Annotated in this window: 19 protein-coding genes; 6 read left to right on the top strand and 13 right to left on the bottom strand. The window is 43.6% G+C overall.

What is annotated here, in order from left to right:
* Nucleotides 1-29 precede the first annotated feature (29 nt).
* The 5 genes from AC3CH4_RS05940 to AC3CH4_RS05960 form a co-directional block, all read right to left on the bottom strand.
* Entirely contained in the window at nucleotides 30-884 is an 855-nt protein-coding gene (locus AC3CH4_RS05940; protein WP_004734686.1) for a MurR/RpiR family transcriptional regulator, read from the bottom strand.
* A gap of 359 nt (nucleotides 885-1,243) precedes the next feature.
* Nucleotides 1,244-2,887: a pyridoxal-dependent aspartate 1-decarboxylase PanP gene (panP, locus tag AC3CH4_RS05945; RefSeq protein ID WP_054546576.1), complete on the bottom strand. Its 1,644-nt coding sequence runs from the start codon at nucleotides 2,885-2,887 to the stop codon at nucleotides 1,244-1,246.
* A 119-nt stretch (nucleotides 2,888-3,006) separates the two neighbouring features.
* Nucleotides 3,007-3,534: a hypothetical protein gene (locus AC3CH4_RS05950; RefSeq protein WP_004734688.1), complete on the bottom strand. Its 528-nt coding sequence runs from the start codon at nucleotides 3,532-3,534 to the stop codon at nucleotides 3,007-3,009.
* A 174-nt stretch (nucleotides 3,535-3,708) separates the two neighbouring features.
* Nucleotides 3,709-4,614, bottom strand: a complete 906-nt coding sequence (locus AC3CH4_RS05955; RefSeq protein ID WP_054546575.1) for a LysO family transporter — start codon at nucleotides 4,612-4,614, stop codon at nucleotides 3,709-3,711.
* Nucleotides 4,615-4,668: 54 nt separating this feature from the next.
* Nucleotides 4,669-5,589, bottom strand: a complete 921-nt coding sequence (locus AC3CH4_RS05960) for an HDOD domain-containing protein (protein ID WP_004734690.1) — start codon at nucleotides 5,587-5,589, stop codon at nucleotides 4,669-4,671.
* A 358-nt stretch (nucleotides 5,590-5,947) separates the two neighbouring features.
* Here AC3CH4_RS05960 and AC3CH4_RS05965 point away from each other — a divergent pair, with 358 nt between their 5' ends.
* On the top strand, nucleotides 5,948-6,529 hold the full coding sequence (locus AC3CH4_RS05965; protein ID WP_004734691.1) for a TfoX/Sxy family DNA transformation protein: 582 nt from the start codon (nucleotides 5,948-5,950) through the stop codon (nucleotides 6,527-6,529).
* Nucleotides 6,530-6,674: 145 nt separating this feature from the next.
* Here AC3CH4_RS05965 and AC3CH4_RS05970 read toward each other — a convergent pair whose 3' ends face one another.
* The 3 genes from AC3CH4_RS05970 to AC3CH4_RS05980 all read right to left on the bottom strand — a co-directional run bounded on the left by AC3CH4_RS05970 (nucleotide 6,675) and on the right by AC3CH4_RS05980 (nucleotide 9,879).
* On the bottom strand, nucleotides 6,675-7,217 hold the full coding sequence (locus tag AC3CH4_RS05970) for a hypothetical protein (RefSeq protein WP_004734692.1): 543 nt from the start codon (nucleotides 7,215-7,217) through the stop codon (nucleotides 6,675-6,677).
* A gap of 228 nt (nucleotides 7,218-7,445) precedes the next feature.
* On the bottom strand, nucleotides 7,446-7,943 hold the full coding sequence (locus tag AC3CH4_RS05975; protein ID WP_237290636.1) for a response regulator: 498 nt from the start codon (nucleotides 7,941-7,943) through the stop codon (nucleotides 7,446-7,448).
* The gene (locus AC3CH4_RS05980; protein WP_488543439.1) at nucleotides 7,936-9,879 is read right to left on the bottom strand and encodes an ATP-binding protein; all 1,944 of its coding nucleotides are present in this window, start codon (nucleotides 9,877-9,879) and stop codon (nucleotides 7,936-7,938) included. The genes AC3CH4_RS05975 and AC3CH4_RS05980 overlap by 8 nt, the downstream gene beginning before the upstream one ends.
* A gap of 183 nt (nucleotides 9,880-10,062) precedes the next feature.
* Here AC3CH4_RS05980 and AC3CH4_RS05985 point away from each other — a divergent pair, with 183 nt between their 5' ends.
* Nucleotides 10,063-11,325, top strand: coding sequence for a DUF945 family protein (locus AC3CH4_RS05985; protein WP_171314653.1), 1,263 nt, complete (start codon nucleotides 10,063-10,065; stop codon nucleotides 11,323-11,325).
* Between the two features lie 162 nt (nucleotides 11,326-11,487).
* A complete protein-coding gene (serC, locus tag AC3CH4_RS05990) occupies nucleotides 11,488-12,582 on the top strand; it encodes a 3-phosphoserine/phosphohydroxythreonine transaminase (RefSeq protein ID WP_488543440.1) in 1,095 nt (364 codons plus the stop codon).
* An 86-nt stretch (nucleotides 12,583-12,668) separates the two neighbouring features.
* Here the strand turns inward: serC and AC3CH4_RS05995 are convergent, their stop codons facing one another.
* The gene (locus AC3CH4_RS05995; RefSeq protein ID WP_428785578.1) at nucleotides 12,669-13,481 is read right to left on the bottom strand and encodes an AraC family transcriptional regulator; all 813 of its coding nucleotides are present in this window, start codon (nucleotides 13,479-13,481) and stop codon (nucleotides 12,669-12,671) included.
* Nucleotides 13,482-13,568: 87 nt separating this feature from the next.
* On the opposite strand from AC3CH4_RS05995, the gene AC3CH4_RS06000 reads away from it, so the two are divergent.
* The gene (locus AC3CH4_RS06000) at nucleotides 13,569-13,811 is read left to right on the top strand and encodes a hypothetical protein (RefSeq protein ID WP_428783547.1); all 243 of its coding nucleotides are present in this window, start codon (nucleotides 13,569-13,571) and stop codon (nucleotides 13,809-13,811) included.
* A gap of 53 nt (nucleotides 13,812-13,864) precedes the next feature.
* Complete coding sequence (locus AC3CH4_RS06005; protein WP_488543441.1) at nucleotides 13,865-14,557, top strand: MOSC domain-containing protein; 693 nt, start codon at nucleotides 13,865-13,867, stop codon at nucleotides 14,555-14,557.
* A gap of 140 nt (nucleotides 14,558-14,697) precedes the next feature.
* Here AC3CH4_RS06005 and AC3CH4_RS06010 read toward each other — a convergent pair whose 3' ends face one another.
* Nucleotides 14,698-15,414, bottom strand: coding sequence for a 3'-5' exonuclease (locus AC3CH4_RS06010; protein ID WP_004734700.1), 717 nt, complete (start codon nucleotides 15,412-15,414; stop codon nucleotides 14,698-14,700).
* A 5-nt stretch (nucleotides 15,415-15,419) separates the two neighbouring features.
* Nucleotides 15,420-17,309, bottom strand: coding sequence for a DUF294 nucleotidyltransferase-like domain-containing protein (locus AC3CH4_RS06015; RefSeq protein WP_004734701.1), 1,890 nt, complete (start codon nucleotides 17,307-17,309; stop codon nucleotides 15,420-15,422).
* A 150-nt stretch (nucleotides 17,310-17,459) separates the two neighbouring features.
* Between AC3CH4_RS06015 and AC3CH4_RS06020 the strand changes: the two genes are divergently transcribed.
* Nucleotides 17,460-18,101 (top strand): outer membrane beta-barrel protein, encoded by a 642-nt coding sequence (locus tag AC3CH4_RS06020; RefSeq protein WP_171312056.1) that lies wholly within the window; start codon nucleotides 17,460-17,462, stop codon nucleotides 18,099-18,101.
* 197 nt (nucleotides 18,102-18,298) lie between these two features.
* On the opposite strand, the gene AC3CH4_RS06025 is transcribed toward AC3CH4_RS06020, so the two are convergent.
* Together AC3CH4_RS06025 and AC3CH4_RS06030 are read right to left on the bottom strand one after the other, a co-directional pair.
* Nucleotides 18,299-19,489 carry an amino acid aminotransferase gene (locus tag AC3CH4_RS06025; RefSeq protein ID WP_171314649.1) on the bottom strand — a complete coding sequence of 397 codons (1,191 nt, stop codon included), beginning with the start codon at nucleotides 19,487-19,489 and terminating at the stop codon, nucleotides 18,299-18,301.
* 202 nt (nucleotides 19,490-19,691) lie between these two features.
* Complete coding sequence (locus tag AC3CH4_RS06030; RefSeq protein ID WP_237290629.1) at nucleotides 19,692-21,194, bottom strand: HD-GYP domain-containing protein; 1,503 nt, start codon at nucleotides 21,192-21,194, stop codon at nucleotides 19,692-19,694.
* Nucleotides 21,195-21,266: the final 72 nt, after the last annotated feature.

Here is a 21,266-nt window from a genome sequence, read left to right on the forward strand (position 1 = left end):
AACTTGTTCTCAGTTCATGCCTTAACAGATTAAAACTGAGAATACTTCTCGTAACGTGAATCACGAAGTGACTCTTTCACTCGCTTTAGGTTCTCTCTGAAACCAGAACCACGACGAAGCGTAAAGCCTGTTGCTAGCACATCAATAACCGTCATCTGAACAACGCGACTTGCCATTGGCATGTAAACGTCAGTGTCTTCCGGTACATCCAATGAGATAGACAGCGAGCTCGCTTTATCTAATGGAGAGTCTTTCGCTGTGATAGCGATAACTGTTGCGCCGTTCTCGCGAGCTAAGTTCGCAATCTCAACTTGGCTTTTTGTGCGGCCAGTGTGAGAGATCAGAACAATAACGTCGTTGTCACTGCAGTTAATGCAGCTCATGCGTTGCATCACGATGTCTTCGAAACAAGTGATTGGGATATTGAAACGAATGAACTTGTTTTGAGCATCTTTGGCTACAGCAGAAGAGGCACCCAGTCCGAAGAATGAAATGCGTTTTGCTTGAGTCAGCAGGTCAACCGCACGGTTAACTTGCATCGCGTCTAGACTGTTTTTAGCTACGTCTAGACAAGCCATAGTTGATTCGAAAATCTTATGCGTGTAAGCATCTGGACCATCATCTTCTTCAACATTACGGTTCACGTAAGGTGTACCGTTCGCCAAGCTTTGAGCTAGGTGAAGTTTGAAGTCAGGAAAGCCCTTTGTGTCTAAACGACGACAGAAGCGGTTAACTGTAGGCTCACTCACGTCAGCCATTTTAGCTAAGGTAGCAATGCTAGAATGAATTGCAGTTTGAGGGGAAGCCATGATTACTTCGGCTACCTTACGCTCAGACTTGCTGAAATTTTCCAGGTTTTTTTGTATTTTTTCTAATGTATTCATAGTGTTCACAAGGGTATAGAGAACAACTTGCTAGTTAATATCTTTTACCAGGGGGTATGGCTGAAGCAAATATCAGTAAACACAAAGCCAAAGTTATATTCGGTCTTGTAAATACTGCTGCATCAAATAGATATCAAGCTAACTAGCACCATAGAGTCAGTATAAACCCAACATACTATTTACTAATACAAAAACACGGCATGAATGCTTAAGAATATGACAAACCTCAACAAAATTTTAGAAAACTACAGAATTGGAAGAGAGTTTGAGCAAAAAGAATGCAAATTGAGTATGAACTGACAGCTTAGTTACATCAAAAAGAAAGAAATTTTCAATTTGATGCAACTAAAATTGAATGACTATGCGTTGATTTGCGTAACCAGTTTAGTGATTTTACTCATCAAGTTAGGTGCTAGTTTAGAGATTTCACGCTGTTCTTCAAGCACTGAAGAAAGAATATCATTACCTGTCAGTGGATTTGCTAACACCACCCGGAAAACGATGATTGGTTGATGCGCCCATGCTTCGGGATTTAAGCGCGTTCGCGATACGAAAGACTTGCCTGTTTCACGCTGCTTCTTTTGAATAAACTTGGTCAGTTCATTCAGTAGCTCATTCAGTTCAACGCGTTTTGTTGCGTCAGCTTTAAGCAGCGCCGCTTTAACTGGTTCAGGCACGTAGCGATAAGTCAGTAGGCACAGCTCAGGCTCTGAAACCAGTTCGAAATCGCTTTGATTTTTAATCAGGTCGGCAAAGTAGCGCGCTTTGTTGATGCTTTGGTCGATTAGCAGTTCGTAGCCAGGTCGGCTGATGATGTGCATCGACGCATAAACAAGCATTGCCATACCGGAACGAGAGCCTTCTAACGTATGACTACCAAGATCTTTCGAACCCTTACGCAATATGTATTGAGCATGATGTTCGATCGCTGTCATCGCATCTGGTTTCTTAAACAGCACCATACCCGCACCCATAGGGATATAAAGCTGTTTATGTGCGTCAATCGTGACTGAATCTGCTAGCTCGATGCCATCAAGCAGGTGACGATGATTGTTCGACATCAGAGTCGCACCGCCCCAAGCTGCATCTACGTGGAAGTGACAATCTGTTTCGGCACACACCTCAGCAATGTCTCTTAGCGGGTCGATATTACCAGTTTCGGTTGTACCAGCCACACCAATGACGGCGAAAGGTTTGATCTTGTTCTGCTTGAGTTGCTCGATCTTGAGTCTTAGATCGTCAGTGCAAATGCGGTTGTCGTTATCCGTCTTAACAGACACTAGACCTTCTTGACCAATACCAAGGACATCTGCGGCTTTTTTCAGAGAGTAGTGACCACGTTCAGAAACTAAGATGGCTAGGCCTTCGTAGTCGTAGTGTTTCATGGCTTTAAACAAGCCTTCTTTTTCTACACCTTTGAATGAGCCTTGTGCCTTCAGCGCATTGTTGCGTGCAACCCAAAGCGCAGTAATGTTCGCGATGGTACCACCAGAACAAAACGCACCCAAAGAGTGGTTCGCACTGTGCATCCAGCGTGAATAAAACTGATCGTCATCTTGGTAGATCAAGCGATGTAGCATACCCAGAACTTGACGCTCTAGGGGCGTGAAAGCTTTGGAGGTCTCAATTTTTACTAGATTCTGATTCAACGCAATCATGATCTTAGAAAGCGGCATCAGAAAGTACGGCAGAGCAGACGTCATGTGGCCAATAAAACTTGGCGAAGACGTATGAACCGAGTGAGACACGAGAGAATCGAGGAGATGCTCAGTATGTTCAGAAACAAACTCAGGCTGCTCAGGGATATGAGCATTTGAAAAATCTTTCTCAATTTCACGCAGCGGCTTTTCTTCAGCCACAATGTGTTCACGTAAGAATTGATTCAGGTTTCGTGAAAGTTTGTCTTCAATTTGAGTGAGTGTTGAATCTGGGCCTTCAGGTACCGTGAAGATACGTAAAAGACTGTCGAAGCTAACATCTGCTGTTTTTTGTTCCGTAACCATAGCAAGCGATTTATTGTTTTTTATATTGACGCGAGCGGGACAATCTAAACGAAAACGGGAACAATGTCCCGTCTTAATTATGAAATCCAACTTCTCAAAAAAGCATATTAAATGAGGGGTTATTTACACTTAATCGCTTCAAGTTTAGTAATTGACTGATTGTAGCGTTGCAGTGCCGTATCGATTTGCTTAGGGTGGCTAAGCAATTCTGCAAAGGCTGAGCGTAGCTCGTAGTTTTGAGCATGAGGCGTTGACTGGCGGTCGTCGAACGTTGTTTTCGCGATTTTACCTAGCTCATCATCACGTGTTGATAGCGTTTTAATGTCGTGTTGCTCTAGTTGTAGCCAACCTTCGACAGGTTGTTCTGTAGCCACTTTGCTTGAGTCGTTCACAAGGTAGTAGTTTACTGCAGCACGATTAAGCTCAAAGTGGTGCTTACGACCTTCTAGGAACCACTCACTGACTTCTGTTAGCTCTGGGTATTGCTCAGAGGTCAATGCAGCAAGGTCGGCATACCAATTCAAAGAGGCGTCGATGTACGCATCATATTTTTTTGCTTGGCACTGGTTTGTTTCAGACATTGAATCTGCTGCAAAAGAGAAAGTAGAAGTTGAAGCTAGCAGTAATGCGACGCAAAGGCGTTTCATAGTGGTTCCTTTTGTAAGTTTATTCTTTTTATAACTTTGTCGTTACAGGTTACCGTGATCGTTATTTGTTGAGCAATGACACTTAGTGTCTTTTTATTTCGGTAACTGTATCGGTGTCTTGGGCATGGGTATTCGAGTTGCATTCTAATCTAAAACAAACGCTATTCCTGCGATCTAGTTAGCAAGAGATACAAAGAACAACATCAAAATCGGGACAAGCAAGCTTAGGATAAAGCCACTGACGATAGCGATAGGCACACATCGCACACCGCCTGTTGTTTGAATGACAGGTAGAGTAAAGTCCATCGCCGTAGCACCTGCATAGCCTATAGAGGTACACGGATAGCTGCGAATCAGCACTGGAATCAGTACTAAGGCAACCAACTCTCTTAACAGCTCAAGCATGAAAGAAGCGCCGCCATAAACAGGACCAAAGGCGTCACCCATCAAGATACCAGCCAGAGAATACCAACCAAATCCAGAAGACATAGCCAAGGCTTTGAACAGAGGGATATCCAGAATGTAAGCCGCGATAACGCCACCTAGCATTGAGGTGACGATAATCGTGATTGCGATGACCATGCCGTGTTTGTTCAGCAAGATTTGTCGAAGTGTTAAACCGCTATTACGCAGTTGAATGCCAATAAAGAAGAGAAGTACAAACAAAATCCATTCACTGGCGGTATCAACCCAATCAAGGCCAATAGGGAGCACTAAGCCAGCGATAAGGCCTGAACCCACAACTAGGATCAGTTTAGCAGACTCCATTGCCATCGAAGAGAGGGGAAGCTTCTTCTTGCTACTATCGGTTTTGAGTGGCAATAACTTATCAATAGCGGGCAGTGCCATTAGGTTACAAACACTTAAGCAGACAAAGAAAGTGACGGTGTAAAGAAGGATTGTCTGCAGATTACTGCCTAGGTTATCGAGGGCGGCTAAGCTTAGCCCCATTAACGCGAGAATCACGTAGATCAACCGCGATGTCGAGCGGTTGATAAATTCTAGCGTCTGATCGTTCGAAATAGAAAAAAGATACCCCACGACGAGTGGTGCAAATATAAAGATCATCCCTGTAAACATGCTTTCCCCGCTGCATTTACTTCATATTACATTTACTTGTCACTTAACAGTGACTTAGAAGCCACTAGTATTGATCACGTCGCTTAGCTTTGCATTAAAATCATGTTTGCTCAAGTTGCTTAATTTATAAAGCACCTCTGCACCTGTCACGTTAAGTTCAACTTCGTGATCATCGATGTTCTCATCCTTATTTCTGAACATCAGCAGGTGATTAGCGATTCGTGCAATATCCAAGTAAGACACTTCGCGTTCTTCGTGGCTATTAATGGTATTACTGCACACATCAATAAAGTCGCTGTCGAAGCCCCAACGATTAAGCACCAGTTTACTGGTTGCAGAACATTGGCCTTGGAATATTTGTAGGGCGATATCGTGGTCTAGGTAATTGCCATTCTCGAGGTAGAGGTGGTATTCGCTGACCAAACAGAACAAACCAATGTCAGCTAGCAACCCAACAAGCAGTGACTTCTCATGTTCAAGGTAGCGGTATTCAATAGGGGAGAGTTCTTTGAAGCCGTTGGTCACCAGTACCATAGTGGCGCCGAGTTCTTTGGAGACAGAAGCGCTCTGAACCAGTAACTCATTACACTCTTTGCTCAGGTTGACTGAATGCTTGAGTTGTTCAATAGCCTGAGCCGTAACGATGTCACGCACTCTTAATATGCCAAGGCGTGACACAGCCGTCATCATATCGACGCAAGTAATGTTGCGTCTGTTGAATACGACAGAGTTAGCCACTCGAATGACGACAGCAGTGAGGCCTGGGTCTTCAAGTAAGCATTCGGCAACTTCGGCAATCCCGGTTGATTCGAGAGTGCAAAGCTTTTGAATTTTCAGTACAACGTTAGGGATCGGAGGAAGTGTTATTTTTCCCGCTGAAATAGAATGGCCAACAAGTTGGGCAAACTCTGATTCTAGACCCTTTAAGAGAAGAGCCTTATTTTGTGGTAGCCAGAAAAACGATAAATGATTCATAAAAAAAGTAACAACATGTATGTTCTGCCATTTTACAAGCCGCGATGCTGTGAAGCAATACTCATCCGACGACATAACCTTGAATAATTTGAACGGGTGTATCACTGGGTGTCGAAATTTAAGCATGGTTTGATAGTTTACTGTGATGTCAATCATGAAAAATCATAATACTCAATTGATTGATGTGAACTAAGCCCAGACTTATTTTTCTTTTCGAAGTATCATTTATTTAAAGGTGGAAAACGAAATCATAATATTCACCTAAAGAATAAAAAAATAGATTAAAAATTTTTCGCATAAAAAGCTGCTTGTCTGGTAATGAACCTAATCGGGGTAATTTGATTAAGGATCAACGGATATGACCGAGACAGCATTTATTAATTACGTGAATCAATTTGGTGAGCATCAAAAACGTTCTATGTTTGGAGGTATCGGCCTCTTTCAAAATGACGCTATGTTCGCTTTATTGAGTGAAGGTTGTTTATTCATCAGAGGTGGAAAGTCATTAGATAAAAAACTGACGGATCTTGACTGTGAAAAGTATCGTCATGTAAAAAAACAGACAACAGCTACCGTAAATTATTACGATATTACTGATCTGTTTACATGCGAACATCCTGAATTGGATAGTATTATTCGTACTTCAATCGATAATTCAATTCAGCAACGTAGCTTTAAGAAATCATCCGCTAGCCGTCGATTGAGAGATCTACCAAACATGCAACTTACGTTAGAGCGCATGGTTAAAAAGGCGGGTGTGGACGATGTTTCAATGTTTATGCAGTTGGGCGCGCCTGAAGTGTTTAATAAGGTTCGCAAAGCGTACGGAAACGATGTTGACCTAAAACTACTTTGGAAATTTGCGGGTGCAATTGATGGTATTCACTGGAAACTATTACAAGAGCCACGCAAGCAGCAATTATTAAAGGGCTGCCACTAAAGAAGTTTGCCTTATATGCTTAAGATTATTACTAATAAATAAAAACCGAGGAATGTCCTCGGTTTTTTTGTTTCTGTCTAGCCGGATTTCTTAAAAGGCTAAGTGCTCATGGAGAGCTTATTTGCTAGGGCTTGAGCGTTAAGTATTAGTACTTGAAACGAGCCGTGAACATTAGCTGGTCACCGTAGAAGTCGTTAATACGAGCTTCAGCACCTAAAGAGAAAAGCTCTGTAGAGTGGAAACGCGCGTAAACAGAACCCGTCCAATCATCGTTGTCATCGATAGAAACGTAACCACCTTTACCACCAACTTCTAGTTGTGGACCAAGCCATTGGCGAACACCAACGTTGATTTCCATACCGATATCAGTAGAGCTTGAGTTTTCAGGCTGAACGATACGAGCTAGCATTTCACCTGTTAGGTCTGCCCAGTTGTTTAATGGAGCGTGGAAACCAAGACCTACAGCTGAGTCGTAATCGCCTTCAAATTCTGAATCGATACGTGCTATAGCGTGAGCATTCGGGTGAATTGACTTACTGAACGCGCCACCAAATGTTACTGGGCTAGCACCGATACGTGCTTCAAAGTAATCGTAGTTAAAGTTGCTCATTACTTGTGGTTGTTCATCAACAGCTAGTGCTTGGCTAGAAGCCAATAGCATAGCGGTAGTAAGTAGAATTTTGCGCATAACGACCGTAAACCTTTATTTAGTGTTAATTCCTTTGGCTTGAGAAAAATCAGGCAAACCATAAACATTGAGACAGTTTAATCTAACTCGTGGAAAAGTAATCCATAAAAATGCCAATCCTTTGCCATTTAGCTAAAAAATATACAATTTAGGCGCTGCTCTGCAACTGAGATCCCATGTTTATGGGACTATTCACCAAAATTTAAGGTCGATTCACAATGCATTAGCTTATTCACCAAAGCTTGTTCGCTTGTTTGCCATTGACGTGAGGATGCGCTCGGTATCTAAAATGGAAGTCCAGTTTAGCAATTGCTTGTCGTTTACAATGACATAGTCGGTCAGTTGTTGAGTAATCGTCTCTCTGAGCTGATCACCTTGCCAAGGCTTAGAAATATAGAAATCGAGCGCTGCGTTATTAATCGCGGTAACCGTATCTTCCAGGCCAGCTTGCCCTGTGAGCAGTAGTTTGCGTGTCGGCTTAGTGTAATCGTTCTGATTGAGTTCTATGAGAAAGTCGATACCGGTTTTGTCAGGCATGATGTGGTCGCACAAGATTAAGGCGAGTTTAATGCCATCTTGTCCCATTTCTTTGATTACCTGCTTGGCTTCATCGACCGATTCGGCCCCTTCAACAATAAAGTTTTCTTCAAATGGTGCTAAGTCTTGAAGGACACTGTTGAGGACTTCAGGCTCATCATCGACACATAAAATTAGGTACTTATTCATGAGGTGCTCCTTCTTGTTTGAATGGAAGCCACACTTGCATATGTGTATGGCTGCCTACCTCAGACTCCACCAAAATAAACCCTTGATGAGCCGAAACGATTTGTTGAGAAATAGATAAACCAATTCCTAAACCAAAGTTCCCTTCTTTTTTGGTCGTGAAATTTGGGTTGAAAATGGTGCTGATGTCTTCTTTCGCAATGCCATGGCCGGTGTCGGTGATTTCCACTACAAGAAATGTGTCGTCACCTTGCGTCTGTTGAGAGGTAGTGATTGACACTTTTCCTCGTTCAGAAAGGGCATCGAGTGCGTTAGAGATCAGGTTTGTCCATACTTGTTGTAGCGAGAGCGACTGGCACAATAAAGGCGGTAATTCGGTGTCGTAATGTTTTTCGAGTTGGTGATGTTTGAGTCTGTTTTCAAAGATCACTAAGGTATCTTCAAGCCCTTCGTGAATGTCTGCGTAGTGGCGAACCTCTTCATCTTCTCGGGCATAGCTTTTAAGGCTTTTAACCATATCGGCAATACGCTTGCTGCATACCTGAATTGAGCGGATAGAGTTTCCCACATAGTGGTAATGCTCTAAGTCATTGAGCAGCTCTTTGCCTGCGACAGGGGAGTCTTTCAAGGTGTCTATAACCGCAGAGTCTTGGCTTAGGTTTAGTCTCACGGCTTTTTTGGCTAGCGCACGATCATCGATAGTAGAGGTGAGGTGCTTTACGAGTTGTCTCTCTTGAGCCGTTGATAGTGGCTTGGCTAATTTTGAATGCGCCAGCACGTCAGTCCCTTTATTCGATTCTGGGAGTGACGAGTTTACGAGTATCTGGTCGAGATGTTCAGACAAGGTTTCAATACTTCGTAAAATCGCAGCAATAGGGTTGTTCAACTCATGAGCAACCCCCGCGACAAGTTGCCCGAGCATCGCCATCTTCTCTTTCTCGATCAATTGTTGATGTGCAGACTCTAGTGACTCCAACGTTTGTTGCAGCTTGATTTTGTTGGTGATACTTCTTTGCAAGCGGCGGTTAAAGTGACGGAGCAATAGGTTGGTGAATAACGGCAGCAGGGTGTTGTTTGAGTGCATCACTTGAGCAAAGCTATCTTTATCCAGTTTGATGACTCGTGTTTGCGTTAGGGTTATCGCGGTTGAGAATGAAGGTTCACCCGTCACAAATGACATCCCGCCGACAATGTTGCCCTTAGAGTGTCGTACCACTTCCCGTTGTTGCCCCAACTCATCTTTTTTATAGAGAGCGGCTTCACCTTCAATGATCAGCCATAAAAAGCGATTGTCTTCACCTTCTACAGTGAGGAGATGTTCGGGTGAGTAGTCTCGAATGGCCTTGGTTTTGTCATCTTTTGAAAACACATCTTGTAATGCACTGACGACACGCTCTGCAAGGGCATTGTCAGAAAGCTGGTGGTAGTCGTGAATGAAACCCGATTGAAAAGAATGAATCTTTTGCTCGATGTGCGCTCTGAATAAGCGCTGTTGATCCAACGCATCACTGTAAGATAACAGGTTTTCTGAGTCGTATTGGATAACAAAAGAGGTCAGCTCTTTTTGCGCCGATTTGAATAGAACTTGATCTTGAACGGGTTTGGTTAGGCAGTGATTGAGCCGGCCTTCATTCACCGCGGTCAGAATGGATTGAATGTCTGACGAAGCGCTGACTAATATCGTTCTTGCGGTATTACTATGGGCCAGCTGTTCCAGTTCAATAAGAAATTGCACACCATTAAATCCAGAATGATGATGAGTGATCACTAAAGCAACGGTTTGGTGGTGATCATGGATATCTTCTAATGCGTGATGCGCGTCTTCTATGTTCTCGGCAGTATAAATATCGAATACAGAAGCTAACGGAGCCAGCTCCGAACGTATTCTTTCAATGCTAACCGGATTATTGTCCAAACAGATAACAGCGTATTGATTCACAGCTCAACCTTAATAGTAGCGACGTCTCTAGCCTAGCAAGAACCGCTGAATAAGGATGAGAGCTAGCCGTTAATTTATTGAGGCAATCGAAGTATCGAGCAATAGACTGATTTAACTCAATGTTTCTTGTTTGCTACTGATGGGTTAGACTAAAAAAAACAGACTAGTGTAGAAAGAGAACTCATGGAACAGTTAAGAAAAATTGGTGCAATTGGCGGAGCAATCTCATTGGCACTTTGTTGGCCATTAGCGGTTGGGCAAATTGGACAAAATGCGATTACTGATGGCGTTGCAAAGCTTAACAATTCAAGCATTCAAGCTGAGATCGTGGAATACGATAGAGGTTACCTTTCTTCTACTGTAACCACTCGCGTAACTGTGACGGATGAGAGCTTGAAAGAGCAGCTTGCGCTCGATGGCTTACCAAGTGAGTTTGTCATTAATAGTGCGGTGAGCCATGGCTTAGTGAGCTTAAACGCGCTGTCGACGTTTGAGAATACTGACATTCTGCCTCTTACTCTGACTACCAGCACTGAACTAAACGGCAACACGGATTTCAACTTCGAGTTAAGCCAGTTCAATCACCAAGGCTCAGAAGAAAATGGTACCTCGGTATCTATCACGAAGTCGAATCTGTCTGGCCATGCCACTGTATTAGGGCAGGTTGATTACCAGCTTTCTATCCCATCTGTTCAAATTGATTTTGAAACGGGTGAAGAGGTGACACTCTCAAACTTAAAAGGTATTGGTTCAGGCCAGCAAGCAAAAGGTTACTGGTTAGGCACGCAGAATTTTACTATTGATAGCTTCTTGATTTCAGATTCTGCAAGGCAGCCATTCATGACCATCGAAAACTCTAAGTACGATTTTGAATCGCATCTAGATGAAGCGACTAAGCGCTTGAGCAGCAGTCTTAAGTTGGATGTCGCCAATATTGAGACCAACGAAGGCCAGTTGAACAATCTAAACGTCGATTTTGAAATGTCGAAACTGGACAGCCAGTCGTTTGAGAAAATCTTTGAAATTTACCAGGCGAACCCTGTTCTGACACAAGAAGATGTGGCTGAGATCATTCCGTTCATCGACGTACTGTTTGCTAAAGGCTTCGACCTTTCAATGAACAATATGTCGTTAGAATTAGGTAAAGGTCAGTTTGAATCTAAATGGTTGGTGAGCGTACCGGAAGGCACAGAAAACATCAGCAGTAACCCTTCAATGATTGTTCCTGCATTAACAGGTAATGTTCAATCTAGCTTCTCAAATGAGCTTGTTGAAGAATACCCTTTTATCCGTGAAGGTATCGACGAATTGATCGTGATGGAAATGATCAAGCAAACAGAAAGTGGTTATGAAATCACGGCTGACCTAGAGAATGGAAATCTAGTGTTTGAAAATGGACAAGAAATTCCATTAATTGCACTGCTTATGCCGGCTTTTGTTCAATAAAAAGAGTCGGGCTTAATACTGATAGGGCGATCTAACGGGTTAAGTTAAACATTTTGTACGGTACGAAACAAAAGAGGTCTTAAGACCTCTTTTGTTGTTTTTATGTTGGGTAAAACATGGTATTACTTTCATAGTTATTATTTAGCAGGAGCAATTATCCCCATGGAACTTACATCAGATAACGTATTCAACTTTAGTGCTGGCCCAGCGGCACTGCCTAAACCGGTAATGAAACAAGCGCAAGCAGACTTCATTGATTGGAATGGTTTAGGCACTTCCGTTATGGAAATCAGCCATCGCAGCAAAGAGTTTATTCAAGTTGCCGATGAGTCTGAGCAAGACCTACGTGATCTTCTGAACATCCCAGACAACTATAAAGTTCTTTTCTGTCAGGGGGGAGCTCGTGCTCAATTCGCTGCTGTTCCTCTAAACCTTCTAGGTGACGCGACGAAAGCAACTTACATTGATGCGGGTTACTGGGCAGAAAGCGCAGTGACTGAAGCGAGCAAATATTGCGAAATCGATGTATTTAACGCGAAGACATCTCTTGATGGCAAAGCGGCGGTTGTTCCGGCTAAAGATTGGAAAATCGACCCAGAAGCGGCGTACGTACATTTCTGTCCAAACGAAACCATCGATGGCATTGAAATCAGTGAGCTTCCTCAAACGGATAAGCCAATCGTCGCGGATATGTCATCTAACATTCTGTCTCGTAAGATCGATGTGTCTCAGTACGGTGTTATCTACGCGGGTGCTCAAAAGAATATCGGCCCAGCGGGTATCTGCATTGCTATCGTACGTGATGATCTACTAGAACTAGCAAACGAAGTATTGCCGAGTATTCTGAACTACAAAGTACTTGCTGAAAAAGACTCAATGTTCAACACACCGCCAACGTACGCTTGGTACCTATCAGGCCTTGTATTCAAGTGGCTTAAAGCTCAAGGTGGCGTTGAAGCGATGGAGTTGGTGAACAAAGAGAAAGCGGCGTTGCTTTATAATGCGATTGATAGCTCTGCTTTCTACAAAAACGATGTTCACACCGCAAACCGTTCAAGAATGAATGTACCTTTCCAGTTGGCGAAACCCGAGCTAGACAGCAAGTTCTTAGAGCTGGCTGATACTGCAGGTCTGAAATCGTTAAAAGGTCACCGAGCGGTGGGTGGAATGAGAGCTTCACTTTACAATGCGATGTCTCTGGAAGGCGTTCAGGCACTAGTTAGCTTTATGAAAGACTTCGAAGAGAAATACGCTTAATAAGCGACCTAGATGTTTACCAGTGAAAAGAGGAGCTTAGGCTCCTCTTTTTGTTTCCTATAGAAGGTGAAAATATAGAGGCCTAATTACCTTCTTCGACCACTAAAGCGAAACTGCTGCGGGGTTACATCAAAAGATGCCTTGAAAGCTTTAATGTAAGACGAGTCGTTTTGATAACCGACTTGATCAGCAATATTCTGGATTGAGAACTCTTCATCCAACAAAGACAACGAGTAAATCAGGCGGATTTGTTGTCGCCATAACTGAAATGACGTGTTGAACTCTTTTGAGAATAAGCGCGATAAGGTTCGCTCTGATGCACCGACTTTACCTCCCCATTCCTTCAACGAAAAGTCCAACGTTGGTGCCTCTGTCAGCGCTTCAAAGATAAGCTTCAATCGTCGGTCTTCGGGTAGCAACAATTGATAGGTCTGAACGTTGTCTTTCATGATCTGATCGTGCAATACCGAGAGCAATCGCGATACCTCTTCATCACTCACTAATCCTTCGCACTGTCTGCGAATTTCCTGCAATAACTCATTCAAAAACGGCGTCAGGGTAATGGTTCGCACTTGAGGCTCATACTCAATACCAAAGGCTGGATTAAGGTAAATACCGACAAACGTCGTATGGTTCAATGCGATAGATTCATGTTGAATCCCTGCAGGCACAAACAAAGCAGAAGTATGGGGCACAAGATGCTGGTAGTGATCGGTTTTCGTTTGCAATAGGCCTTTGAGCGGGAAGATCACTTGATGCCATGTATGTTGGTGCATTGCATCGACGTAGCCCTTGGGCATATCGATGGTCTTCACTAACGCTGGTGAATTAGGATTAGCGACCATCATCTCATTTGAGGTGATGATTCCGGAGTGAGAATCTATTTGGCGGGTTGGCATGGTTAAGTGTCTTTATGTCCCTATTCTGACGTGGCGAGACTAGGCTATCATGCCCGGCAGAGTGAATGAAGTAGAGAGGGCACGCGTATGCGATATCAAGTTGAAATATCGAAAGAAAACCAACTACTATTCAAAGTCGAGATTGAAGGTATTAACCAAAATAAGTGTGAAACATCGCTCGAAACGGTCTTGGCTAAGTTTCCGAAAACAGAAGGTTATCAGCGTCATCTATTGCTTTCGAACAGCGAAACGCGTTACTTAAAGAGCGCAGAAAACCACATTGAAGTATTAGCAGCGGTTCCGGTATTTAAATCACTGGGCGAGCAATAAGTTGGCTTTAGCTCGTATAAAACAGCAAATAAGTTTAAGTAAAAGGGAAAGATATGAAGAAGTTAGGCTTAGTAAATAGCGTATTGGTAGGTAAAACTGTTGCCTTTGCACACGGTGCAAATAGTGCCATCAACAAGCAGGTTTCACCTGAGCGTCAGCATGCTACAGAACTTGGTTTTACCAATGACGAACAAGGTGACCCTCGCTTTCACGGTGGTATTCAAAAAGCCCTTCATATCTACCCAAGCGAGCACTACCCAGTTTGGCAGGAAGAGCTAGGTGACAAAATCATCTTTCAATCTACAGGCGCATTTGGCGAGAACCTAAGCTCAAGCGGCATCACGGAACACTCCATTTGCTTGAAAGATAAGATTCGCATTGGTTCAACATTGTTGGAAGTCTCACAAGGGCGTATGCCGTGCTGGAAGCTGAATGTGAGATTCGATCAAAATGATATGGCAAGAAGACTGCAAGATACGCTAAGAACTGGCTGGTATTTCCGTGTATTGGAAGAAGGTGAGATCGGTGCTGGAGATGAGATCATTTTATGTGAAAGACCTTATCCAGAATGGCCGTTAACTCGAATCATGGAAGCGGTGTTTACAGGTTGTTTGGATAAACAAGAGCTTAAAGAATTGGCGGAGCTACCTTTAGTCGAATCTTGGGGAGCACTTATAGAGCGTCGCCTTGAAACTGGCAAAGTCGAAGATTGGGAAATGCGATTAGTTGGTCCGACAGCGGAGTAAGTTTTTCCTAATACGCAAAAACAAAACGCTCACTATTTAGATAATGTGAGCGTTTTTAGTTCTGAGGTGAGCACTCGTGGTTAAAAGTTAAAAGTTAAAAGCTAATCGCTTCATGTGCGATTTAACTGTCTTTAATCTAGCTATAACCAGAAATCTTTAACCGGCATGTCAGGGCTAAAATGATGTGCAATCTGCGCTTGTAGTAACTCTGCGGTCGCAATTGCATCTGTTAATGCATGATGCGGCGTGTAGTCGGGTAAGTGGTACCGACGGCGGCTCTGCCCTAATCTCACTGACGCTGGCTTCTTGCCTTTTAGCTTATTCCATAAGCCGCCGGCCAGTTTGTTCTGGATTTGAGATTCAATCTCGAGCGTGTCGAGGACCGGAAACTCAATCCCTTCACCTAATCTGACTTTCAGTGCGTTATCCAAGAAATCACGCTCGATACGACGGTAATGAACCACTGGGATGTGACCCGCCAGTGATTCTAATATCTCATCTAACACCTCGCTAAGGTCTGGCGCGTCAATGATGTCGTTGTGAGTGATGCCATGAATAACTACAGAGTCTTCTTCTAATTTCTGCTTTGGTCTCAGTGTCCAGTGTTTGGCTTGTCGTAAGTAAATACGATTTAGCGTAAACGGGACAAGGCCAATGGTAATGATGCCATCTTTGTTTGGGTTTAAACCCGTAGTCTCAAAGTCGACAGCTAAGAAGGTTACTTCTGATAATGGCGTATCAGGTGCAGGAAGAGGTTGGCTATAAAATTGCTTTAAGCGCTCGTCTCTCGCTCGTTCCAGCTTTTGAGCAAACTTAAATGGCCAGTCGACCGCAGGTGATCTGAATAGTTTGTTCATAGGCCCTACTTAAACTTATTGCTGGCTTGATAACGGAACTTAAGGAAGTTCTGCGCATTACTTAATATTTGGAATGCGTCCTTTAGGTTGCGTCGCTCGAAGTCAGATAGGTTCTCTGGCTCAATGTTGTTATCCGGTTCTATGTTGTTGTCGACATCGTGTGCCTGGTGGCGAATACGAACTAAGGAGATAAACTCCATCGCATCTTTCAAATCTTGAGCTCGGCCTTTTGGCAGAATACCTGCGTCGATAATGTCATCCAAACGTTCGAATGAGTTCTTCGAACGAGAGGCTACCGCCAAAGAGTGAACACGAATTAGATCGGCAAGTGGTGCGGTACCACGACGTTTAAGGTTGATCGAGTTGTTATGACGACCATCTTTTTCCATAACGAAATCTTTGAAGAACCCGAGTGGCGGTGTGCGGTTAAGCGCATTACGAGCAAGACATGCTAAGAAACGGTTGTTCTTACGTGCTCGGCGAACAATAAAACTGTTCAGTTGTTCCGCCCATTTCAAGCGGCCGTAGACACCGTCTAAATCAAAGAAGATAGAAGCGTTCAATAGCGCTTTCGGGTTTGGATCATCAATCCAATCGGCAAAGCACTCTTCCCATTGGCGACGAGTCATACGCCACGTTGGGTTGGTGGCCATGATGTCGCCAGTACAGTAAACGTAGCCACACTGGTCCAAACCATCACAAATGAAGGTTGATAACTCTTCAAAGTACTTACCGTGCTTTTTTTCGTCGTAGGTATCGTCGAGAATGATGGCATTATCTTGGTCTGTTACGAGCAATTGCTCATCGCGCCCCATTGAACCGAGCGCAAGGAAACAATAGGGAATGGGTGCTTTACCCAATTTTTCTTCACCAAGCTCGATAATACGCTGTTTAAAGCTACGGCCAATTACCGACATAGCTGTGCCAACCATGTGGGCGTTGGCATCTTCGTTTACTAGGCGAACGAAGCTGTCTTTTACTTGTTCAGAAAGTACTTTGAGGTCTTCGATGCTTTGCTGTTGGAAGATACTGCTTACCAACAACAGTGAGTTTTGAGATTCGTAACGTACAATATCGGTCGCTTCGATAATACCAATAGGCTTCTTATCTTTTAGCACGGGTAGGTGATGGACGTTATAGCGAAGCATGGTCATCATTGCTTCATATACATAGGCATTGTGGTCGAGTGAGATAACCTCTGGTGTCATCACACTGGATACTTCATCCGACGGGTCAAGGCCTTCGGCTAGAACGCGAGTACATAAGTCTCGGTCGGTAATGATGCCGATAACAGGTGTTGAATCGTCTTCATCATCTTCAACAATATCAGGGTCGATGATCAGTAGAGAAGAGACATTGTCTTCTGCCATCATGGTTGCAGCTTGTTGGATGGTGCGCGTTTTCTCGATCATCGGTGCTTCGCTGGTCAATAGCGTTTTGACCTTAGATGTCGATAAATCGTTGGCGTCGTTGCTGTCTGAGTTTGCTTGGCGAAGTCGCGCGTTATCTTCCACCTCGACAAAGTCGGCGAATGAATCATAGTTGTCGTAGAGCTCTTGGAAAATCGGCTCAGGGATGCAATAGAGAAGGGTATCTTCGGTCGCTTTAACTGGGAAGCGAACTTTGTTGTTGGTCAGCAGTCCCATTTGTCCAAACACATGCCCTTCATCAAGGCGATTATAGAGTTCGCCCTTACGACGATAGACTTCAACTTCACCACTTCGAACGATATAGAGGTCATGAATTTGATCACCAAAGTGAATGATAGGGGTATCTTGGCGGTAATAAGAAATTTCCACACTACTGGTCACTTTCACCAATATCTCTTCAGGAAGTTCAGAGAAAGGGGGGTATTGTGCCAGAAAGTTTTGAATCTCTAATAACTCAGCATCCATAATGATCATCCATTGGTTTGTATGATTTCATGGTACAACATTTGATAATAATTTTCCGGCACAAATCAATCTGTGAGCTAAAACCTTTTTAAAGTCTTATGGATAGACTAATCTTTCAGTTAATGGAGTGACAGTTGAAGGATGATAGGAATGTCGAAGTGGAAGCTTAGTTTGGTATCTGCAGTTTTTATTTTTTCTCCAAGTTCGTGGGCGGACACTAACGCGGTGGATATTCTTGATTATGACCATGTTTATGCCACCGCGCATTCGGGCAGTTTAAATGAAGATGCAGGTGGCAATAATAATGCCTCATCGTATGGATTAGGCGTCAGTTACGTGATGACGGATGATTGGTTGTTGTTGGGCGACTACAGTGCGCGCTTTATTCACCCGGATGACACGACAACTCGAATTGATACGCTTATGCCAGGTGTTGGTTACCGTTACAGCATTAAGAAAGATTTAGATATAGTGGCTTACTACCTGCTTGGTATCACTAAGGGGGAGGTGGAAGATAACGATACCAACCGAACTGAGTCTTCAGATACCGAGTTTATCCAAGGGATTAAAGCCGAACTTAACTATGGCTTCGCCAAACGCTGGATTGCGAACGGTAGTGTGCAAGTAAATCGCAGTGACCTGTTTGATGAAGAGATCTATCACCTAGGTTTACGCTATCTGGTGACCAACAAGTTTGCGATTGGTGGCTCTTATCAACACCGAGATGGCGAAGGTAAGATTCGTAGTGAGCGTACTAACGAGCTAGGTGTAGAGTTCTTCTTAGAGTACTAACCAGTAACGCAGAGGCTAAGCGTTAGTACGCAGAGACTAAGTGTTAGTAACGAAAAGGCTAAGTGCCTTAATAGCTCTTATATACATAGCTTTTGTATACATAGCTCTTATATACAAAGAGACAGACACAAAAAAGCCAGCTTAATCGCTGGCTTTTGCATATCTATAGGTCGACAGATACAGGTTTCGCTTTTCGATTAAAGAACCGCAGCAAGACCTTTACATAGAGGACCCATGTTTGACTTAGTCATGCCAGCAACACTGATACGGCCAGAACCAACAATGTAGATAGCGAATTCGTCTTTCAGGCGAGTTACTTGTTCTTTGCTTAGGCCAGAGAACGAGAACATGCCGTTTTGGCGCTCGATGAATGTAAAGTCTGCATCAACACCTTCAGATTTCAATGTTGTTACGAATAGCTCACGCATCTCTTGGATACGGTCACGCATTTCTGCCACTTCCGCTTCCCATTCAGCACGTAGATCAGCATCACCAAGGATGTGAGTTACTACAGCACTACCGTGCGCTGGTGGGTTAGAGTAGATAGAGCGGATGATGCTCTTAACTTGAGAGAACGCTGTCGTTGCTACGTCTGCAGATTCTGCAACTAGAGTGAATGCGCCCACACGCTCGTTGTACAAGCCGAAGTTCTTAGAGAATGAGCTAGCAACAAGGATCTCTTTGTTGTATTGAGCAAAAATACGTAGACCAGCTGCATCTTCTTCAACGCCTTTTGCAAAACCTTGGTAAGCAAAATCGAATAAAGGAAGCAGTTTCTTCTCAGCAACCAGTTTAGCCAGCACTTCCCACTCGTTAGTTGTTGGGTCGATACCTGTTGGGTTGTGACAGCAGCCGTGAAGAAGAACGATATCACCTTCAGAAGCTTTCTCTAGGTCAGCAACCATGCCTGAGAAGTCTTTGTCTTTTGTTTCAGCATTGTAGTAGCTGTATTGAGCTGTCTCGATACCCGCGGCAGCGAAAACACCGTTGTGGTTTGCCCAAGTTGGGTTACTGATCCAGATTTTAGCATCGCCTAGTTGGCGCTTGATGAATTCGCCAGCAACGCGAAGTGCACCAGTACCACCAGGAGCTTGTGCAGTTTTCGCGCGTTGAGACGTTACGATCTCTGCGTCTGAACCGAAAAGAAGCTTCTGAACAGCTAGGCCGTACTCAGCTGTACCTTCAATTGTCAGATAAGATTTGGTTTTTTCGCTTTCAAGAAGTGCAGCTTCTGCTTTCTTTACTGTTTTAAGTACAGGCGTTTGGCCAGCTTCATTTTTGTAGATGCCAACACCAAGGTTGATTTTCTCTGCACGAGAGTCTTTTTTAAACTCTTCAGTAAGGCCGAGGATAGGATCGGCGGGAGCAGCTAACACTTTTTCAAACATAATCTTCATCCATGTCAATTGAGAGGGGATAGTATCTATGGGTAGTTATACCTGTATGGAATTTTTAAGACAATACGAAGTGAACAGAAAGGCCAAAAAAAATCCATTTCAATCAGATTTATTGACTAAAGAGGGTATTTGATAACAAAACACCCTACGGATTAACCTATAGGGTGCAAGAAGTTAGTGGTTTTAATATAGATTAGGCTGGTTGAGCAATAAAGCTTTCACGCTCGAGTTCACTTGGTACATTTTTGCCATCTTTGTAGGTCGCGGCAATCGAAACAAACTCTTGTTCGACAGCCAGAAAAGCTTGGACAACTTGCGGATCAAAATGCGTCCCATTGCCCTCTAAGATAATCTGCTTAGCTTGTTCATGAGTAAAGGCTGGCTTGTAGACTCGTTTTGATATTAACGCGTCATAAACATCGGCTAATGCCATTAAGCGACCGGATAATGGAATGTCCTCACCAGACAGCTGATTTGGATAACCGCTGCCATTCCATTTTTCATGGTGAGTCAGTGATATTTCTTTTGCGACTTTTAAGAAAGAGCAGCTTCCCAACTGCTTTTCTGCGATAGACAAGGCTTCAGCGCCAATTGCAGGGTGGCCCTTCATTATTTCAAATTCTTCGTCGGTTAATTTCCCCGGCTTTAGTAAAACATTGTCAGGGATACCCACCTTGCCGACGTCATGCAGGGGAGCCGACTTATAAAGCAACTCGATATAATTTGGTGTTAACAAAGTAGAGTGCGTTTCAGATTTGCTGAGTTCTTGTGCGAGTACCTTAACGTATTCTTGGGTTCTTAGAATATGGGCGCCAGTTTCATTGTCTCGAGATTCTGCGAGTGCAGACAGGCTTACAATTGCAACATCACGGGTAGTTTTGACTTCGTTTTGTGCGGTTTCGAGGCTATCAAGCATGGTGTTGGTCATTGACGCCATAGAACCCAGTTCGTTATAGCCAAAAATAGGCAAACGAACGCCGTGCTCGCCTTTAGTTACCTTGTTCAACGCGTGTTCTTGGCTCAAGAGAATGCGTTTAATCAACTTGCTCCACAATGTCATGATGGTTATTGCGTATCCACCAAGCACCAACGCAAGGTAGATGAACTCTTTAATCACGCTGACTTTACCTGTGCCGTCCAGTAAGCGACCTGGGTTATGTTCTAACCAAAAGATATCTTTAACGGCAACCATCGTCAGCATGGTGGTCAGCGTGATCAGAAGTACGATTACTAAACCGACCATTTGTTTAACTAATGAACTTCGTTCGCCAATCAGTTGGAAGTCAAACTGCCCAGAATGTTCCATTTTGTCCATTTGCGTAAGTTTCGCTTTCAACTGAAGAATGCTTCCAGTAAAGAAGCCAAATAACGTCATTCCAAAGAGCACTTTTAAATTGCTATCGATGGTGAAGTCATAACTTAAGTTGTAATAAAGCGCAAAAGGGACACTAGCAGCAAAAAACAACAAGGTGTCGAGCTGCGCAAACCGACCTTGTTTAACTAAAGCATGGCGGGCTAATAGATAATGGCGCACAAACCAGACTAAGGCAAAAACGACACTCACTTGAGTGAAAATTTCTAACGTCGTTAAGGTGTCGAGCATAGGGCATACCCGACTGCCATAGGTGCCAAAAAGCACACCAGCGATGGCATATAGCTGGGTTGTTAGCGATTGATTATAGTTTGATGTATCCATCGATAAGCCTTTGTTCAGTTTCGTTTCTGGTCTGTATAATTCTTACTAGATTCACGAGTTTTAAGTACGCAT

This window comes from Vibrio sp. QJM3NY_26 (genome assembly GCF_057786005.1).